This window comes from Aminobacter sp. P4_D5, assembly GCF_056401815.1.
This window is the reverse complement of the sequence record NZ_JBFUIP010000138.1, coordinates 1-15,094: the sequence shown is the minus strand read 5'-3', so window position 1 is coordinate 15,094 and position 15,094 is coordinate 1. Positions and strand designations below refer to the sequence as shown.

At 60.4% G+C, this 15,094-nt stretch carries 27 protein-coding genes and 1 pseudogene; all 28 read left to right on the top strand.

From position 1 onward, the window contains the following. Positions 1-18 precede the first annotated feature (18 nt). Positions 19-261 (top strand): annotated as a pseudogene (locus tag AC1DWF_RS23515) (EF-Tu C-terminal domain-related protein); the annotation flags it as partial. A gap of 64 nt (positions 262-325) precedes the next feature. Then, positions 326-634, top strand: coding sequence for a 30S ribosomal protein S10 (gene rpsJ, locus AC1DWF_RS23510; RefSeq protein ID WP_006205468.1), 309 nt, complete (start codon positions 326-328; stop codon positions 632-634). Positions 635-692: 58 nt separating this feature from the next. Then, on the top strand, positions 693-1,406 hold the full coding sequence (rplC, locus tag AC1DWF_RS23505; RefSeq protein WP_476789714.1) for a 50S ribosomal protein L3: 714 nt from the start codon (positions 693-695) through the stop codon (positions 1,404-1,406). After that, positions 1,406-2,026: a 50S ribosomal protein L4 gene (gene rplD, locus AC1DWF_RS23500; RefSeq protein WP_476842101.1), complete on the top strand. Its 621-nt coding sequence runs from the start codon at positions 1,406-1,408 to the stop codon at positions 2,024-2,026. The genes rplC and rplD overlap by 1 nt, the downstream gene beginning before the upstream one ends. Beyond that, complete coding sequence (locus tag AC1DWF_RS23495; protein ID WP_476783321.1) at positions 2,023-2,316, top strand: 50S ribosomal protein L23; 294 nt, start codon at positions 2,023-2,025, stop codon at positions 2,314-2,316. Before rplD ends, AC1DWF_RS23495 begins: the two co-directional genes overlap by 4 nt. A 22-nt stretch (positions 2,317-2,338) precedes the next feature. After that, positions 2,339-3,172 carry a 50S ribosomal protein L2 gene (rplB, locus tag AC1DWF_RS23490; RefSeq protein WP_476783320.1) on the top strand — a complete coding sequence of 278 codons (834 nt, stop codon included), beginning with the start codon at positions 2,339-2,341 and terminating at the stop codon, positions 3,170-3,172. 15 nt (positions 3,173-3,187) lie between these two features. Further along, entirely contained in the window at positions 3,188-3,466 is a 279-nt protein-coding gene (gene rpsS / locus AC1DWF_RS23485; protein WP_055976414.1) for a 30S ribosomal protein S19, read from the top strand. 1 nt (position 3,467) lies between these two features. Then, positions 3,468-3,857 (top strand): 50S ribosomal protein L22, encoded by a 390-nt coding sequence (gene rplV, locus AC1DWF_RS23480; protein ID WP_476842100.1) that lies wholly within the window; start codon positions 3,468-3,470, stop codon positions 3,855-3,857. Further along, positions 3,857-4,576, top strand: coding sequence for a 30S ribosomal protein S3 (gene rpsC / locus AC1DWF_RS23475; RefSeq protein WP_476783318.1), 720 nt, complete (start codon positions 3,857-3,859; stop codon positions 4,574-4,576). Before rplV ends, rpsC begins: the two co-directional genes overlap by 1 nt. A 27-nt stretch (positions 4,577-4,603) precedes the next feature. Further along, the gene (rplP, locus tag AC1DWF_RS23470) at positions 4,604-5,017 is read left to right on the top strand and encodes a 50S ribosomal protein L16 (protein ID WP_055976423.1); all 414 of its coding nucleotides are present in this window, start codon (positions 4,604-4,606) and stop codon (positions 5,015-5,017) included. Positions 5,018-5,030: 13 nt separating this feature from the next. Next, positions 5,031-5,231 (top strand): 50S ribosomal protein L29, encoded by a 201-nt coding sequence (gene rpmC / locus AC1DWF_RS23465; protein WP_395446937.1) that lies wholly within the window; start codon positions 5,031-5,033, stop codon positions 5,229-5,231. A gap of 11 nt (positions 5,232-5,242) precedes the next feature. Continuing rightward, the gene (gene rpsQ / locus AC1DWF_RS23460) at positions 5,243-5,482 is read left to right on the top strand and encodes a 30S ribosomal protein S17 (RefSeq protein WP_476783317.1); all 240 of its coding nucleotides are present in this window, start codon (positions 5,243-5,245) and stop codon (positions 5,480-5,482) included. Between the two features lie 68 nt (positions 5,483-5,550). Next, positions 5,551-5,919, top strand: coding sequence for a 50S ribosomal protein L14 (gene rplN / locus AC1DWF_RS23455; protein WP_006205457.1), 369 nt, complete (start codon positions 5,551-5,553; stop codon positions 5,917-5,919). 12 nt (positions 5,920-5,931) lie between these two features. Continuing rightward, positions 5,932-6,246: a 50S ribosomal protein L24 gene (rplX, locus tag AC1DWF_RS23450; protein ID WP_476789388.1), complete on the top strand. Its 315-nt coding sequence runs from the start codon at positions 5,932-5,934 to the stop codon at positions 6,244-6,246. Beyond that, positions 6,239-6,796: a 50S ribosomal protein L5 gene (rplE, locus tag AC1DWF_RS23445; protein ID WP_476783315.1), complete on the top strand. Its 558-nt coding sequence runs from the start codon at positions 6,239-6,241 to the stop codon at positions 6,794-6,796. Before rplX ends, rplE begins: the two co-directional genes overlap by 8 nt. A gap of 27 nt (positions 6,797-6,823) precedes the next feature. After that, complete coding sequence (gene rpsN / locus AC1DWF_RS23440; protein ID WP_476783314.1) at positions 6,824-7,129, top strand: 30S ribosomal protein S14; 306 nt, start codon at positions 6,824-6,826, stop codon at positions 7,127-7,129. Positions 7,130-7,141: 12 nt separating this feature from the next. Beyond that, entirely contained in the window at positions 7,142-7,540 is a 399-nt protein-coding gene (gene rpsH / locus AC1DWF_RS23435; RefSeq protein ID WP_055976439.1) for a 30S ribosomal protein S8, read from the top strand. A gap of 35 nt (positions 7,541-7,575) precedes the next feature. Continuing rightward, positions 7,576-8,109, top strand: a complete 534-nt coding sequence (rplF, locus tag AC1DWF_RS23430) for a 50S ribosomal protein L6 (protein WP_476783313.1) — start codon at positions 7,576-7,578, stop codon at positions 8,107-8,109. Between the two features lie 87 nt (positions 8,110-8,196). After that, the gene (gene rplR, locus AC1DWF_RS23425; protein WP_476783312.1) at positions 8,197-8,556 is read left to right on the top strand and encodes a 50S ribosomal protein L18; all 360 of its coding nucleotides are present in this window, start codon (positions 8,197-8,199) and stop codon (positions 8,554-8,556) included. A 128-nt stretch (positions 8,557-8,684) separates the two neighbouring features. After that, a complete protein-coding gene (rpsE, locus tag AC1DWF_RS23420; RefSeq protein ID WP_067961902.1) occupies positions 8,685-9,254 on the top strand; it encodes a 30S ribosomal protein S5 in 570 nt (189 codons plus the stop codon). Between the two features lie 28 nt (positions 9,255-9,282). After that, the gene (gene rpmD / locus AC1DWF_RS23415; protein WP_476783311.1) at positions 9,283-9,480 is read left to right on the top strand and encodes a 50S ribosomal protein L30; all 198 of its coding nucleotides are present in this window, start codon (positions 9,283-9,285) and stop codon (positions 9,478-9,480) included. A gap of 21 nt (positions 9,481-9,501) precedes the next feature. Then, positions 9,502-9,975: a 50S ribosomal protein L15 gene (gene rplO, locus AC1DWF_RS23410; RefSeq protein WP_476783310.1), complete on the top strand. Its 474-nt coding sequence runs from the start codon at positions 9,502-9,504 to the stop codon at positions 9,973-9,975. 132 nt (positions 9,976-10,107) lie between these two features. Next, positions 10,108-11,448 (top strand): preprotein translocase subunit SecY, encoded by a 1,341-nt coding sequence (secY, locus tag AC1DWF_RS23405; protein ID WP_476783309.1) that lies wholly within the window; start codon positions 10,108-10,110, stop codon positions 11,446-11,448. Continuing rightward, a complete protein-coding gene (locus AC1DWF_RS23400; protein WP_476783308.1) occupies positions 11,445-12,035 on the top strand; it encodes an adenylate kinase in 591 nt (196 codons plus the stop codon). The genes secY and AC1DWF_RS23400 overlap by 4 nt, the downstream gene beginning before the upstream one ends. A 188-nt stretch (positions 12,036-12,223) precedes the next feature. After that, positions 12,224-12,592, top strand: a complete 369-nt coding sequence (rpsM, locus tag AC1DWF_RS23395; protein WP_476783307.1) for a 30S ribosomal protein S13 — start codon at positions 12,224-12,226, stop codon at positions 12,590-12,592. A 133-nt stretch (positions 12,593-12,725) separates the two neighbouring features. Continuing rightward, on the top strand, positions 12,726-13,115 hold the full coding sequence (rpsK, locus tag AC1DWF_RS23390; RefSeq protein ID WP_184774718.1) for a 30S ribosomal protein S11: 390 nt from the start codon (positions 12,726-12,728) through the stop codon (positions 13,113-13,115). Positions 13,116-13,210: 95 nt separating this feature from the next. Then, positions 13,211-14,221: a DNA-directed RNA polymerase subunit alpha gene (locus tag AC1DWF_RS23385; RefSeq protein WP_476789386.1), complete on the top strand. Its 1,011-nt coding sequence runs from the start codon at positions 13,211-13,213 to the stop codon at positions 14,219-14,221. Positions 14,222-14,332: 111 nt separating this feature from the next. After that, the gene (gene rplQ, locus AC1DWF_RS23380) at positions 14,333-14,761 is read left to right on the top strand and encodes a 50S ribosomal protein L17 (RefSeq protein WP_476784514.1); all 429 of its coding nucleotides are present in this window, start codon (positions 14,333-14,335) and stop codon (positions 14,759-14,761) included. Positions 14,762-15,094: the final 333 nt, after the last annotated feature.

Sequence of the window (15,094 nt, the reverse complement as noted above, 5' to 3'; positions counted from 1 at the left end):
ACCTACATCCTGACCTAGGAAGAAGGTGGACGTCACACGCCGAACGTCACCAACAACCGTCCGCAGTTGAACTTCCGCACGACGGACGTGACCGGCATCGTGTCGCTGCCGGAAGGCACCGAGATGGTCATGCCCGGCGACAACATCACCGTCGATGTCGAGCTGATCGTGCCGATCGCCATGGAAGAGAAGCTGCGCTTCGCTATCCGTGAAGGTGGCCGTACCGTCGGCGCCGGCATCGTCGCTTCGATCAAAGAATAATCCGAATTAACGATCTGTCGCGGGCGGGAATACGCCCGCGCCGCGCCAGAACAAGGAAGTGACCATGAACGGACAGAATATCCGCATCCGCCTCAAGGCGTTTGACCACCGGGTTCTCGACGCTTCGACGCGTGAGATCGTGTCGACCGCGAAGCGCACCGGCGCCAATGTTCGCGGCCCGATTCCGCTGCCGACTCGGATCGAGAAGTTCACGGTGAACCGCTCACCGCACGTCGATAAGAAGAGCCGCGAGCAGTTCGAGATGCGCACGCACAAGCGTCTGCTGGACATCGTCGATCCGACCCCGCAGACCGTCGATGCTCTGATGAAGCTCGACCTCGCAGCAGGCGTCGACGTCGAAATCAAGCTCTAAGAGCTAACATGAGCCGCGCGAGCAGATCCAAACGGCTCCTCTGAAGGAAAACGAACCGATGCGTTCAGGTGTAATTGCACAGAAGGTGGGAATGACCCGCGTCTATAATGACGCTGGCGAACATGTTCCCGTCACCGTTCTCCGCATGGAGAACTGCCAGGTCGTGGCACAGCTCACGAAAGAGAAGAATGGCTACACCGCCGTTCAGCTCGGCGTTGGCCTGGCCAAGGTGAAGAATACGACGAAGGCGATGCGCGGTCACTTCGCTGCCGCCTCCGTTGAGCCGAAGTCGAAGGTCGCCGAATTCCGCGTGTCCGCCGACAACATGCTCGATGTTGGCTCCGAGATCACTGTCGAGCATTACGTCCCCGGCCAGAAGGTCGATGTGACGGGCACGACGATCGGCAAGGGTTTCCAGGGCGTCATCAAGCGTCACCACTTCGGTGGTGGCCGTGCTACCCACGGTAACTCGGTTTCGCACCGTACCCACGGTTCAACTGGCCAGCGCCAGGATCCGGGCAAGGTGTTCAAGGGCAAGAAGATGGCCGGACACATGGGCGACGTTCGCGTCACCACCCAGAATGTCGAAGTTGTCTCGACCGACACCGATCGCGGTCTCATCCTGATCCGCGGTGCGGTTCCGGGTTCGAAGGGCGCTTGGATCCTGGTCCGCGACGCAGCCAAGATTGCGCTTCCGGCTAACGCTCCGAAGCCTGCTGGTATCCGCGCCGCCACGAAGAACGAGGCTCCGGCCACAGAGGGAGCGGAATAATGGATCTCAAGATCACCACGCTTGCAGGCATCGACGCCGGCAAGGTCCAGCTCTCGGAAGAGATCTTCGGTCTCGACCCGCGCGAAGACGTTMTCCAGCGCGTCGTGCGCTGGCAGCTCGCCAAGAAGCAGCAGGGCACGCACAAGGCCAAGGGTCGCGCGGAAATCGCGCGCACCGGCGCCAAGATGTACAAGCAGAAGGGTACGGGCCGCGCTCGTCACCATTCGGCACGCGCTCCGCAGTTCCGCGGCGGCGGCAAGGCCCACGGCCCGGTCGTTCGTAGCCACGAGCACGATCTTCCCAAGAAGGTCCGCGCTCTCGGCTTGAAGCACGCTCTGTCGGCCAAGGCTAAGACATCGAAACTGATCATCGTCGACGAGCTGACCCTCGCCGAAGGCAAGACGAAGGCACTGCTCGCGAATTTCGCGACGCTGGGCCTGACCAACGCCCTGGTGATCGGCGGTGCCGAGCTTGACGTCAACTTCAAGCGCGCAGCGACCAACATCCCGAACATCGATGTCCTGCCAATCCAGGGCATCAATGTTTACGACATTCTGCGCCGCGGCACGCTGGTCCTTTCGAAGGCCGCCGTCGAGGCTCTCGAGGAGCGCTTCAAATGATGGATCTCCGCCACTATGACGTGATCGTCTCTCCGGCGATCACAGAAAAGTCGACCATGGCTTCTGAAAACAACCAGGTCGTCTTCAACGTCGCCAAGAAGGCGAGCAAGCCCGAGATCAAGGCTGCCGTCGAAGCGCTGTTTGGCGTGAAGGTGACTGCTGTGAACACCCTGGTCCGCAAGGGCAAGGTGAAGCGCTTCCGCGGCACGATCGGCCGCCAGAGCGACGTCAAGAAGGCGGTAGTGACGCTGGCCGAAGGCCAGTCGATCGACGTCGCGACGGGTCTCTGAGCAAGGCCGCGAGGACAGGACAATGGCACTTAAGAAATTCAAGCCAATAACGCCGAGCACCCGTCAGCTGGTCATCGTCGACCGCTCGGGCCTCCACAAAGGCAAGCCCGTCAAGGGGTTGACCGAAGGCCTGACGAAGTCGGGCGGCCGCAACAACTACGGTCGCATCACGGCTCGCTTCATCGGCGGCGGTCACAAGCGTTCGTACCGCATCATCGACTTCAAGCGTCGCAAGTTCGACGTGGTCGGCACGGTCGAGCGTCTCGAATACGATCCGAACCGCACCGCCTTTATCGCGCTGATCAAGTACGACGATGGCGAGCTGAGCTACATCATTGCTCCGCAGCGTCTTCAGGCCGGCGACAAGATCATCGCTGGTGAGCAGGTCGACGTGAAGCCGGGCAACGCAATGCCGCTCGCTTCGATGCCGGTCGGCACGATCGTGCACAACATCGAACTGAAGCCCGGCAAGGGCGGCCAGGTTGCCCGTTCGGCTGGTGCTTATGCCCAGCTCGTCGGCCGCGACCAGGGCATGGCGATCCTTCGCCTCAACTCGGGTGAACAGCGCGTCGTCAGCGGCCTGTGCATCGCCACCGTCGGTGCCGTGTCCAACCCGGACCATGGCAACATCAACGATGGCAAGGCAGGCCGCACGGTCTGGCGTGGCAAGCGTCCGCACAATCGCGGCGTGACCATGAACCCGGTCGACCATCCGCACGGCGGTGGTGAAGGCCGCACCTCGGGCGGACGCCATCCGGTGTCGCCTTGGGGCAAGCCCACCAAGGGCAAGAAGACGCGGTCCAACAAGGCGACCGACAAGTTCATCCTGCGCTCGCGCCATCAGCGCAAGAGCTAAGAAGAGGTAACGCCAGTGACTCGTTCAGTCTGGAAAGGCCCGTTCATTGACGGCTATCTGCTCAAGAAAGCAGAAAAGGTTCGTGAAGGCGGTCGCAATGAGGTGATCAAGATGTGGAGCCGCCGCTCCACTGTCCTGCCGCAGTTCGTCGGCCTCACCTTCGGTGTCTACAACGGCCAGAAGCACGTCCCGGTCTCGGTGAACGAGGACATGGTCGGCCACAAGTTCGGTGAGTTCGCTCCCACCAGGACCTATTACGGTCACGGCGCGGACAAGAAGGCAAAGAGGAAGTAACATGGGCAAGGCCAAAGCTCCGCGCAGGCTTGCTGACAACGAGGCACGTGCGGTTCTCCGTACGATCCGGGTCAGCMCGCAGAAGCTCAACCTCGTTGCCGCGCTTATCCGCGGCAAGAAGGTGGCGACCGCGCTTTCGGATCTGGAATTTTCGCGCAAGCGCATCGCCGGAACGGTTAAAAAGACCCTCGAATCGGCTATTGCCAACGCGGAAAACAATCACGACCTCGATGTCGATGCGTTGGTGGTGGCGGAAGCCTATGTCGGCAAGTCGATCGTCATGAAGCGTTTCCACGCTCGTGGCCGTGGTCGCGCCAGCCGCATCGAGAAGCCGTTTTCGCACCTCACGATCGTTGTTCGTGAAGTCGAAGAGAAAGGGGAGGCCGCATAATGGGCCAGAAAATCAATCCTATTGGTCTCCGCCTCGGCATCAACCGCACCTGGGACTCGCGCTGGTATGCAAACACCGGCGAATACGGCCAGCTGCTTCACGAAGACATCAAGATCCGCAAGTATCTTGAGAACGAACTGAAGCAGGCCGCGATCTCCAAGGTCGTGATCGAGCGTCCGCACAAGAAGTGCCGCGTGACCATTCACGCAGCACGTCCGGGCCTGATCATCGGCAAGAAGGGCGCCGACATCGAAAAGCTTCGCAAGAAGCTGATGGAGATGACGAAGTCCGAGACGCACCTCAACATCGTCGAGGTTCGCAAGCCCGAGACGGACGCTACGCTGGTCGCTCAGTCGATCGCGCAGCAGCTCGAGCGCCGCATTGCCTTCCGTCGCGCCATGAAGCGCGCGGTGCAGTCGGCCATGCGCCTCGGCGCCGAGGGCATTCGTATCAACTGCTCGGGCCGTCTCGGCGGTGCCGAAATCGCTCGTATGGAGTGGTATCGCGAAGGTCGCGTTCCGCTGCACACCCTGCGCGCCGATGTCGATTACGGCACGGCTGAAGCCAAGACTGCCTACGGTATCTGCGGCGTCAAGGTCTGGGTGTTCAAGGGCGAGATCCTCGAGCACGATCCGATGGCTTCAGAGCGTCGCGCAACCGAAGGCGATCATTCGCATGCTAGCGACCGCCCAGGCGGCCGCCGTCGCGAAAACGCCTGACACGCATAGGAATTTGGAGTTAGAACGATGCTGCAGCCAAAGCGCACAAAGTTCCGTAAGCAGTTCAAGGGCCGCATCCACGGCACCGCGAAGGGTGGCACCAACCTGGATTTCGGCGGCTTCGGACTGAAGGCGCTTGAGCCAAACCGCGTCACCGCGCGTGAGATCGAGGCGGCCCGCCGCGCGATCACCCGCGAAATGAAACGTCAGGGCCGCGTCTGGATCCGTATTTTCCCAGATGTGCCGGTCACGTCGAAGCCGACCGAAGTCCGCATGGGTAAGGGCAAGGGTGCGGTCGACTACTGGGCATGCCGCATCAAGCCAGGCCGCGTGATGTTCGAGATCGATGGTGTCTCCGAGGAAGTGGCGCGTGAAGCGCTGCGGCTCGGCGCTGCCAAGCTCTCGGTCAGGACGCGCTTCGTTCAGCGCATCGCAGAATAAGGAAGGGCTGATCATGAAAGCCTCAGACGTCAGGACGAAGACCCAGGACCAGCTCACTGACGAGCTCGCCAGCCTCAAGAAGGAGCAGTTCAACCTGCGCTTCCAGAAGGCGACCGGTCAGCTGGAAAAGACGGCGCGCGTGAAACAAGTTCGTAAGGACATCGCGCGTATCAAGACCATCGCCGCCGAAAAATCGGCCGGCAAGAAGGCTTAAGGACGAAAACCATGCCAAAGCGCATCCTGCAGGGTACGGTCGTCAGCGACAAGAACGAGAAGACGGTCGTCGTCAAGGTCGAGCGTCGCTTCACGCACCCGGTGATGAAGAAGACCGTGCGTATGTCGAAGAACTACAAGGCGCACGACGAAAACAACGCCCACAAGGTGGGCGATCAGGTGTCTATCCAGGAATCGAAGCCGATTTCCAAGGATAAGCGCTGGGTCGTCATCTCCGCCGACCAGGCGTAACAACGAATTTTGGACAAGCCGGGGAGGGCGGTAGCCCATCCCGTTAGAGAAGAAGAAGGCGGCCAGTCATGATTCAGATGCAAACAAACCTCGACGTCGCGGACAATTCCGGCGCCCGTCGTGTCATGTGCATCAAGGTGCTGGGCGGCTCGAAGCGGAAGTATGCTTCTGTTGGCGACATCATCGTGGTGTCGATCAAGGAAGCCATTCCGCGCGGCCGCGTAAAGAAGGGTGATGTGATGAAGGCGGTCGTGGTTCGCACGGCCAAGGACATTCGTCGCCCGGACGGCAGCGTGATCCGTTTCGACAAGAACGCGGCCGTTCTTGTCGATAACAAGAAAGAACCTATCGGCACGCGTATCTTCGGGCCGGTTCCGCGCGAACTCCGCGCCAAGAACCACATGAAGATCATCTCGCTCGCGCCCGAAGTGCTGTAAGGAGCCGGAACAATGCAGAAGATCCGTAAAGGCGACAAGGTTGTCGTTCTGACCGGCAAGGACAAGGGCCGCACTGGCGAAGTGCTGTCTGTCCAGCCGAAGGAAGACAAGGCACTTGTCCGTGGCGTGAACATGATCCGCCGCCACCAGAAGCAGTCCCAGACCCAAGAGGGCGGGATTATTACCAAAGAAGCGCCGATCCACCTGTCGAACCTCGCGCTCACCGACCCCAAGGATGGCAAGCCGACCCGCGTCGGTTTCCAGGTCCAGAAGGACGGCACGAAGGTGCGCGTCGCCAAGCGCTCGGGAGAAGTCATCAATGGCTAATGCAACCATCGAGCCGCGTCTGAAGAAGGTTTACAAAGAGACCATCCGTCAGGCGATGCAGGAGCAGTTCAAGTACGACAACGTGATGCAGATCCCGCGCATCGACAAGATCGTGCTCAACATGGGTATCGGCGAAGCGACCGCGGATTCGAAGAAGCCCGCGGCCGCCGCTGAAGACCTGGCGATGATCGCTGGCCAGAGGCCGGTTGTGACCCGCGCCCGCAAGTCGATCGCCGGCTTCAAGGTGCGCGAGCACATGCCGATCGGCGCCAAGGTGACGCTCCGCCAGGAACGCATGTACGAGTTCCTTGACCGTCTGGTGAACATCGCACTGCCGCGCGTTCGCGACTTTCGCGGTCTGAACCCAAAAAGCTTTGACGGCCGTGGCAATTACGCTATGGGCATCAAGGAACACATCGTGTTCCCCGAGATCAAYTACGATAAGGTTGATCAGATCTGGGGCATGGACATCATCGTTTGCACGACCGCCAGGACGGACGAAGAGGCTCGGGCTCTGCTCAAGGCCTTCAACTTCCCCTTCCGGCAGTAACGGCAGCGAGCAAAGGAAAAATCTGAAATGGCAAAAACCAGCTCAGTCGAAAAGAACAACCGGCGCCGCAAGCTTGTCGACCAATTCGCTGCAAAGCGTAAGGCCCTCAAGGATGTGATCATGGATCAGTCCAAGCCGATCGAGGAACGCTTCCGCGCGCAGCTCAAGCTCGCCGCGCTGCCGCGCAACTCGGCTAAGACCCGTATCCGTAACCGCTGCGAAATTACCGGCCGTCCGCGTGCCTACTATCGCAAGCTTAAGATGTCGCGTATCGCGCTTCGTGAACTGGGCTCGACGGGAGCAATCCCCGGCCTGGTCAAGTCGAGCTGGTAAGGAGCATTTGATATGTCTTTGAGTGATCCTCTCGGCGATATGCTGACCCGCATCCGCAACGCCTATGGCCGCAAGAAGTCGACTGTTTCGACGCCTGCGTCCAGGCTGCGCGCCCGTGTTCTCGACGTGCTGAAGTCGGAAGGCTATATCCGCGACTACAGCCAGACCGATTTCGAAAACGGCAAGTCCGAGATCGAAATCGAGCTGAAGTACTTCGACGGCCAGCCGGTGATTCGCGAAATCGCGCGTGTCTCCAAGCCAGGCCGCCGCGTCTACGTCTCGTCCAAGTCGATTCCGCCGGTCGCCAATGGCCTCGGCATCTCGATCCTTTCGACTCCGAAGGGCGTGATGGCCGACCACGAAGCGCGCGAACAGAACGTCGGCGGGGAAATCCTCTGCCAGATATTCTGATCTGCGTAGGCTGAAACAAGAAAGGCACGAGGACTATGTCTCGTATTGGCAAGAAACCCGTTCAGCTTCCGCAGGGCGTCACCGCCGCCGTCGACGGCCAGACCGTCACGGCGAAGGGCCCCAAGGGCGAGCTGAAGTTCGTGGTCAACAATGAAGTTCTGGTCTCGATGGAGAATGGCGAGATTGCCGTTCAGCCACGCGATCAGTCCAAGGATGCGCGCTCCAAGTGGGGCATGTCGCGGACGCAGATCGTCAACATCCTGACGGGTGTTAAGGACGGCTTCGAAAAGAAGCTCGAGATCACCGGCGTCGGTTATCGTGCAACGCTTCAGGGCAAGAACCTGCAGCTCGCACTTGGCTTCAGCCATGACGTCGTCTACCAGACGCCGGAAGGCATCACCATTACGGTGCCGAAGCCGACCGAAATCGTGGTCAACGGCATCAACAAGCAGCAGGTTGGCCAGGTCGCCGCCGAGATCCGCGAATATCGTGGTCCGGAGCCCTACAAGGGCAAGGGCGTCCGCTATGCAGGCGAGAAGATCGTCCGCAAAGAAGGCAAGAAGAAGTAATTATAACGCCGCGGTGCGCGGTCGCGGGAAGCATTTCAGCTTACCGCAGATGGCCGCGCCCGTTTCAGAAGGCAAGGAACCACTATTATGGCTTCGAAAGAAACCACTCTGCGCCGTTCGGCGCGCATCCGCCGCCAGATCAAGAAGGTCGCCAACGGCCGTCCGCGTCTGTCGGTCCATCGTACGTCGAAGAACATCTATGTTCAGGTCATCGACGACGCCAATGGCAAGACGCTCGCAGCCGCTTCGACCCTCGAGAAGGATCTCAAGGGCACGCTGAAGACCGGTGCTGACACTGCTGCCGCGACTGCGGTTGGCAAGCTGATCGCCGAGCGCGCGTCGAAGGCCGGCATCAAGGATGTCGTTTTCGATCGTGGCGCCTACATCTATCACGGCCGCATCAAGGCGCTTGCCGAAGCTGCCCGTGAAGGTGGCCTCAACTTCTGATGCAGATTACGGCGTAGCGCGTGGCGCTGCGCCGCATCACTGACCAGTTGCAATCGATCCGGCGACGTTATAGACGCCGGATTTAGTTTTTAACCCCCGTGCTTCCGGAAAAAAATAAGGATAGGAATATGGCACAAGAACGTAGGGAAGGTGGTCGCGACCGTAGCCGTGACCGCGAAGAGCGCGACAGCGAATTCGTCGATAAGCTCGTCCACATCAACCGTGTTGCCAAGGTCGTCAAGGGCGGCCGGCGTTTCGGTTTTGCAGCACTCGTCGTTGTCGGCGACCAGAAGGGCCGCGTTGGCTTTGGTCACGGCAAGGCGCGCGAAGTGCCGGAAGCGATCCGCAAGGCAACCGAATCGGCCAAGCGCGACATGATCTTCGTGCCGCTCCGCTCGGGCCGTACGCTGCACCACGATGTCGAAGGCCGTTGGGGCGCTGGTCGCGTTCTGCTGCGCTCTGCCAAGCAGGGTACCGGCATCATCGCCGGCGGTCCTATGCGCGCTGTCTTTGAGACGCTCGGCATGCACGACGTCGTCGCCAAGTCGATGGGTTCGTCGAACCCATACAACATGGTGCGCGCGACCTTCGATGCGCTGAAGAGCCAGATGCATCCCAAGGATGTGGCTGCACAGCGCGGCATCAAGTATTCGACGCTTCAGGCCCGCCGCGGCACCGCCGTTGCGGCTGAAGAATAGTCGCTCGAGCTGACCAGGGACAATGACCATGGCCAAGAAAGCAACCAAGACCGTCACCGTCGAGCAGATCGGTAGCCCGATCCGCCGGCCGAAAGAACAGCGTGCCACGCTGGTCGGCCTCGGCCTCAACAAGATGCATCGCAAGCGCACCTTGGAGGATACTCCTTCCGTGCGCGGCATGATCGCAGCTGTCCAGCATCTCGTCCGCGTTGTGGACGAGGCGTAGGCCGATCGCAGGAGATAGAAGATGAAACTCAACGATCTGCGTGACAACGCCGGCGCGACCCACTCCAAGAAGCGTCTTGGCCGTGGCATCGGCTCCGGATCCGGCAAGACCGGCGGTCGTGGCGTCAAGGGCCAGAAGGCTCGTTCAGGCGTCGCGATCAACGGCTTCGAGGGTGGCCAGATGCCGCTCTATCGTCGCCTGCCGAAGCGCGGCTTCACCAATATCTTTGCAAAGAGCTACGTCACCGTTTCGCTGGCCCGCATTCAGGTCGCGATCGATGCCAAGAAGCTCGACGTGAAAGAGACCGTGACGGCGGAAGTCCTCGTCAAGGCCGGCGTGATTCGCCGCGTCAAGGACGGCGTCCGCATCCTCGGCGACGGCGAACTCACGGCCAAGGTGGCCTTTGACGTTGCCGGCGCTTCCAAGCCGGCGATCGAAAAGATCGAAAAGGCTGGAGGATCGGTGAAGCTGCCGGAAGTGGCAGCCGCCGAGTAAAAGGCTTTGCAAAGTAAGCGGCGGTAGAGATACCGCCGCTTGCATGTTTGCCGTCCGAAGCCTATCTCGTGGCTTCGGTGACACGCGCCGCGCCCATCGCGGCTTTCGGCGTGACCAAGCGGAGTACCCTGAATGGCATCGGCTGCTGAACAACTAGCATCCAATCTGAATTTCGCAGCCTTCGCCAAGGCCGAAGATCTTAAGAAACGCATCTGGTTTACGCTCGGCGCGCTTTTGGTCTATCGCCTCGGTACCTATATTCCGCTTCCTGGAATCAATCCCGAAGCGTTCGCGCAGGCTTTCACCCAGCAGAGCCGCGGCGTTCTTGGCATTTTCAACATGTTCGCCGGCGGCGCTGTGCAGCGCATGGCGATCTTTGCCCTCGGCATCATGCCCTACATCTCTGCTTCCATCATCATGCAGCTCATGACGTCGGTCGTTCCGTCGCTTGAAGCGCTGAAGAAGGAAGGCGAGCAGGGCCGCAAGGTCATCAACCAGTACACCCGCTACGGCACCGTGCTTCTGGCGCTGGTCCAGGCCTATGGCATTTCAGCCGGCCTTGAGGGCGGGAACGGCATCGTTACCGATCCGGGCATGTTCTTCCGCGCCTCGACGGTCATCACGCTTGTCGGCGGCACCATGTTCCTGATGTGGCTCGGCGAGCAGATCACCGCACGCGGCATCGGCAACGGCATTTCGCTGATCATTTTCGCTGGCATCGTCGCAGGTCTTCCGAGCGCCATCAGCGGCACGCTGGAACTCGGCCGCACCGGTGCTCTGTCGACCGGCCTGATTCTCGCGATCATCGTGCTTGCGATCGTCGTCATCGCAGTGATCGTGTTCTTCGAGCGTGCGCAGCGTCGCCTTCTGATCCAGTATCCGAAGCGCCAGGTCGGCAACCGCATGTTCCAGGGCGACACTTCGCACCTGCCGCTCAAGCTCAACACCGCCGGCGTCATTCCTCCGATCTTCGCGTCGTCGCTGCTGCTGCTGCCGGCAACCGTCGCGGGCTTCTCGAACACCGCCACGCTGCCCGGCTGGGTGAGCACGATGATGTCGGCGCTCGGCCATGGCCAGCCGCTCTACATGCTGCTCTACGCGGCAATGATCGTCTTCTTTGCCTTCTTCTACACGGCGATCGTGTTCAACCCGAAGGACACCGCCGACCAGCTGAAGAAGCATTCGGGCTTCATTCCCGGCTATCGCCCAGGCGAGCGCACCGCGGAATATATCGACTACGTGCTGACCCGCGTCACCGTCATCGGCGCTGCCTATCTCGTCGTCATCTGCTTGATGCCCGAGTTCCTGATTTCGGCAACCGGCGTTCCGTTCTACCTTGGTGGTACTTCGCTTCTGATCGTGGTCAATGTAACGCTTGATACCGTGGCGCAGATTCAGGGTCACCTGATCGCCCATCAGTATGAAGGGCTGATCAAGAAGTCGAAGCTCCGTGGAGGTAAGAGGGGAAGATGAAGCTGATATTGCTTGGGCCGCCGGGAGCGGGCAAGGGGACACAAGCGCAACGACTGGTCGAAAAGCATGGCATCCCGCAATTGTCGACTGGCGACATGCTGCGGGCTGCGGTGAAAGCTGAAACTGAAGTTGGCAAGCGCGCCAAGTCGGTGATGGATGCTGGCGAGCTCGTCTCGGACGAGATCGTCAACGCGATCGTTGCAGAACGCATTGACCAGGAAGACTGTGCCCAGGGCTTCATTCTTGATGGTTATCCGCGCACGCTGGCACAGGCTGACGCTGTCGCTGACATGCTGGCCGAACGCGGCATGCAGCTCGACGTGGTCATCGAACTCGCTGTTGACGACAAAGCACTTATCGGTCGAATCCTGAAGCGTGCAGAGGAGGCGAGGGCCGCTGGCCAGCCGGTGCGCAAGGATGACAATGCCGAGGTGTTCGAAGAACGGCTGCGCGAGTACTACAAAAAAACCGCTCCGCTGATCGGCTACTACTACGCCAACGACCTGTTGAAGCAGGTCGACGGCATGGCCGATATGGACGAGGTGACCGCGCAGATCGAAGCGATCCTCGCGGATGCCACACACTAAAACAGCAGTCGTGCTTGACTGGCGGGCCGTACTGGAGTATGGCGGCCCGTCTTCCATTCAGGCATGATGGTGTTTGCCCACTAGGGCGCATAGTCGTATTGATACGGAAAACCCGCATGGGCCGGCCTCCACCGGACGCGGGGCAACTTACAGCGCCGGCTTTGTCCGGCCCAAATGGAGTGGTAAATATGGCTCGTATAGCCGGCGTAAATATTCCGACCAACAAGCGCGTTGTGATCTCGCTTCAGTACATTCACGGCATTGGCAAGAAGTTCGCTCAGGAGATCGTCGAGAAGGTCGGTATCCCGGCTGAACGTCGCGTCAACCAGCTGACCGATGCTGAAGTTCTGGCGATCCGCGAGACGATCGACCGCGACTATCACGTCGAAGGCGACCTGCGCCGCGAAGTTTCGATCAACATCAAGCGTCTGATGGACCTCGGCTGCTACCGCGGCCTGCGTCACCGTCGTTCGCTTCCGGTCCGCGGCCAGCGCACGCATACCAATGCGCGCACCCGTAAGGGTCCGGCCAAGGCGATTGCCGGCAAGAAGAAGTAATTTCGTATCACCGGCGGGTTTCGGCCCGCCGGTTTTCGCCTTTTGTGGGCGGGTGTTCGGCCTGACACCTTAATCGCAGGCTGGTGTAGCCGCTGGCATTACGGCGGTGAAGAGATCAACTGAAAGGACTACTATGGCTAAGGAAGCCGGCCGCGTTCGCCGTCGCGAACGCAAGAACATCTCGTCGGGCGTTGCCCACGTCAATTCGACCTTCAACAACACCATGATCACCATCTCCGATGCACAGGGCAACACGATTGCCTGGTCGTCGGCTGGTGCGCAGGGCTTCAAGGGTTCGCGCAAGTCGACCCCGTTCGCAGCCCAGATGGCTGCTGAAGACGTTGCCAAGAAGGCACAGGAACACGGCATGCGTATGCTCGAGGTCGAGGTTTGCGGTCCGGGTTCGGGTCGTGAGTCGGCACTGCGCGCGCTCCAGGCTGCTGGTTTCACGATCACGTCGATCCGCGACGTGACGCCGATTCCGCACAATGGCTGCCGCCCGCGCAAGAAGCGTCGCGTCTAATATTTCACTCCGCGCGAGCGCCTTGTGCGCTCGTTTGCGGTTTCCAGGTCGCCCGYCACGATTGGATGGTGKCGGGYYAACGGAAGGAAGCGAATATGATCCAGAAAAAYTGGCAGGAACTGATCAAGCCAAACAAGATCGAGTTCTCGTCSAAGAAGAAGACGCTGACCACGCTGGTCGCCGAGCCGCTGGAGCGTGGCTTCGGCCTGACGCTCGGCAATGCCCTGCGCCGCGTGCTGTTGTCGTCGCTTCGTGGCGCGGCCGTCACCGCCGTGCAGATCGACGGCGTGCTGCATGAGTTCTCGTCCATCGGCGGCGTTCGCGAGGACGTCACCGACATCGTGCTCAACATCAAGGAAATCGCCATCCGCATGGAAGGCGACGGTCCGAAGCGCATGGTCGTTCGCAAGCAGGGCCCCGGTGCCGTGCTCGCTGGCGACATCCAGACTGTTGGCGACGTCGAGATCCTGAACCCCGACCACGTGATCTGCACGCTCGACGAGGGCGCGGAGATCCGTATGGAGTTCACCGTCGACACCGGCAAGGGCTACGTGCCGGCTGACCGCAACCGCGCTGAAGATGCTCCGATCGGTCTCATTCCGGTCGACAGCCTCTACTCGCCGGTCAAGCGGGTTTCGTACAAGGTCGAGAACACCCGCGAGGGTCAGGTTCTGGACTACGACAAGCTGACCATGACCATCGAGACCGATGGTTCGATCACCGGTGAGGACGCGGTGGCTTTCGCTGCACGCATCCTGCAGGACCAGCTTGCACTGTTCGTCAACTTCGACGAGCCGCAGAAGGAAGTTGCAGCCGAGGCCGTCACCGAGCTCGCCTTCAACCCGGCGCTGCTCAAGAAGGTCGACGAGCTGGAGCTTTCGGTCCGCTCGGCCAACTGCCTCAAGAACGACAACATCGTTTACATCGGCGACCTGATCCAGAAGACGGAAGCTGAGATGCTGCGTACGCCGAACTTCGGCCGCAAGTCGCTCAACGAGATCAAGGAAGTTCTGGCCGCAATGGGTCTGCACCTCGGTATGGAAGTGCAGGACTGGCCGCCGGAAAACATCGAAGACCTCGCCAAGCGATACGAAGACCAGTACTAAGAAGACCTAGTCGAGCATGGTTCCGAGGACCGGATATTCCGGTCCGACGGCCTTGCGGAAAACCATCAGAGGCCGTGGCCTCTTGAACAACTTAAAATAAGGAAAAGAGCCATGCGCCACGGTTTCAAAGGCCGCCGCTTCTCCCGCAGCGTAAGCCACCGCAAGTCCATGTTCGCCAACCTCTCGGTCTCGCTGATCGAGCACGAGCAGATCGTGACCACGCTCGAAAAGGCTAAGGACCTGCGTCCGATCGTCGAGAAGCTGGTGACGCTCGGCAAGCGCGGCGACCTGCATGCCCGCCGCCAGGTGATCGCCCAAATCGGCAACGAGAACGTCGTGAAGCGTCTGTTCGACGTCGTCGCACCGCGTTACGCCACCCGCAACGGTGGTTACCTGCGTATCATGAAGGCTGGCTTCCGCCGCGGTGACAACGCCGCCATGGCAGTCATCGAGTTCGTCGATCGCGACACCTCGGCCAAGGGTGCTGGCGACCGCGTTCGCCTCGAAGCCGAAGCTGCAAACGACGCCGAAGCCGCATAAGCTTTCCGCACGTTTGATTTGAACCGAAGGGGCCCTTGTGGCCCCTTTTGTTTTGGGCAATTGCTCCGTGTTGCAGCGGTTCTTCCACGTCCCGCGCCAACTATGCGGAAATAACCGCTTTCGAGCGCATACAGCCTTTCAATTTGCACAATCGTCACGACAATGGCGGCGACTTATGCGTTGGAGGATTCGCCATGCGTGCGAAACGATATTTGCTGCTCGCTTTGTGCGCCAGTATTGCGATTGCCGGCGGTGCCGTGGCCCAGGAAGCGGCGAAGAAGCCGGTCGAGGACCCAGGCCTGTCGGATGTGCTGACTGATCTGCTGAACCTGT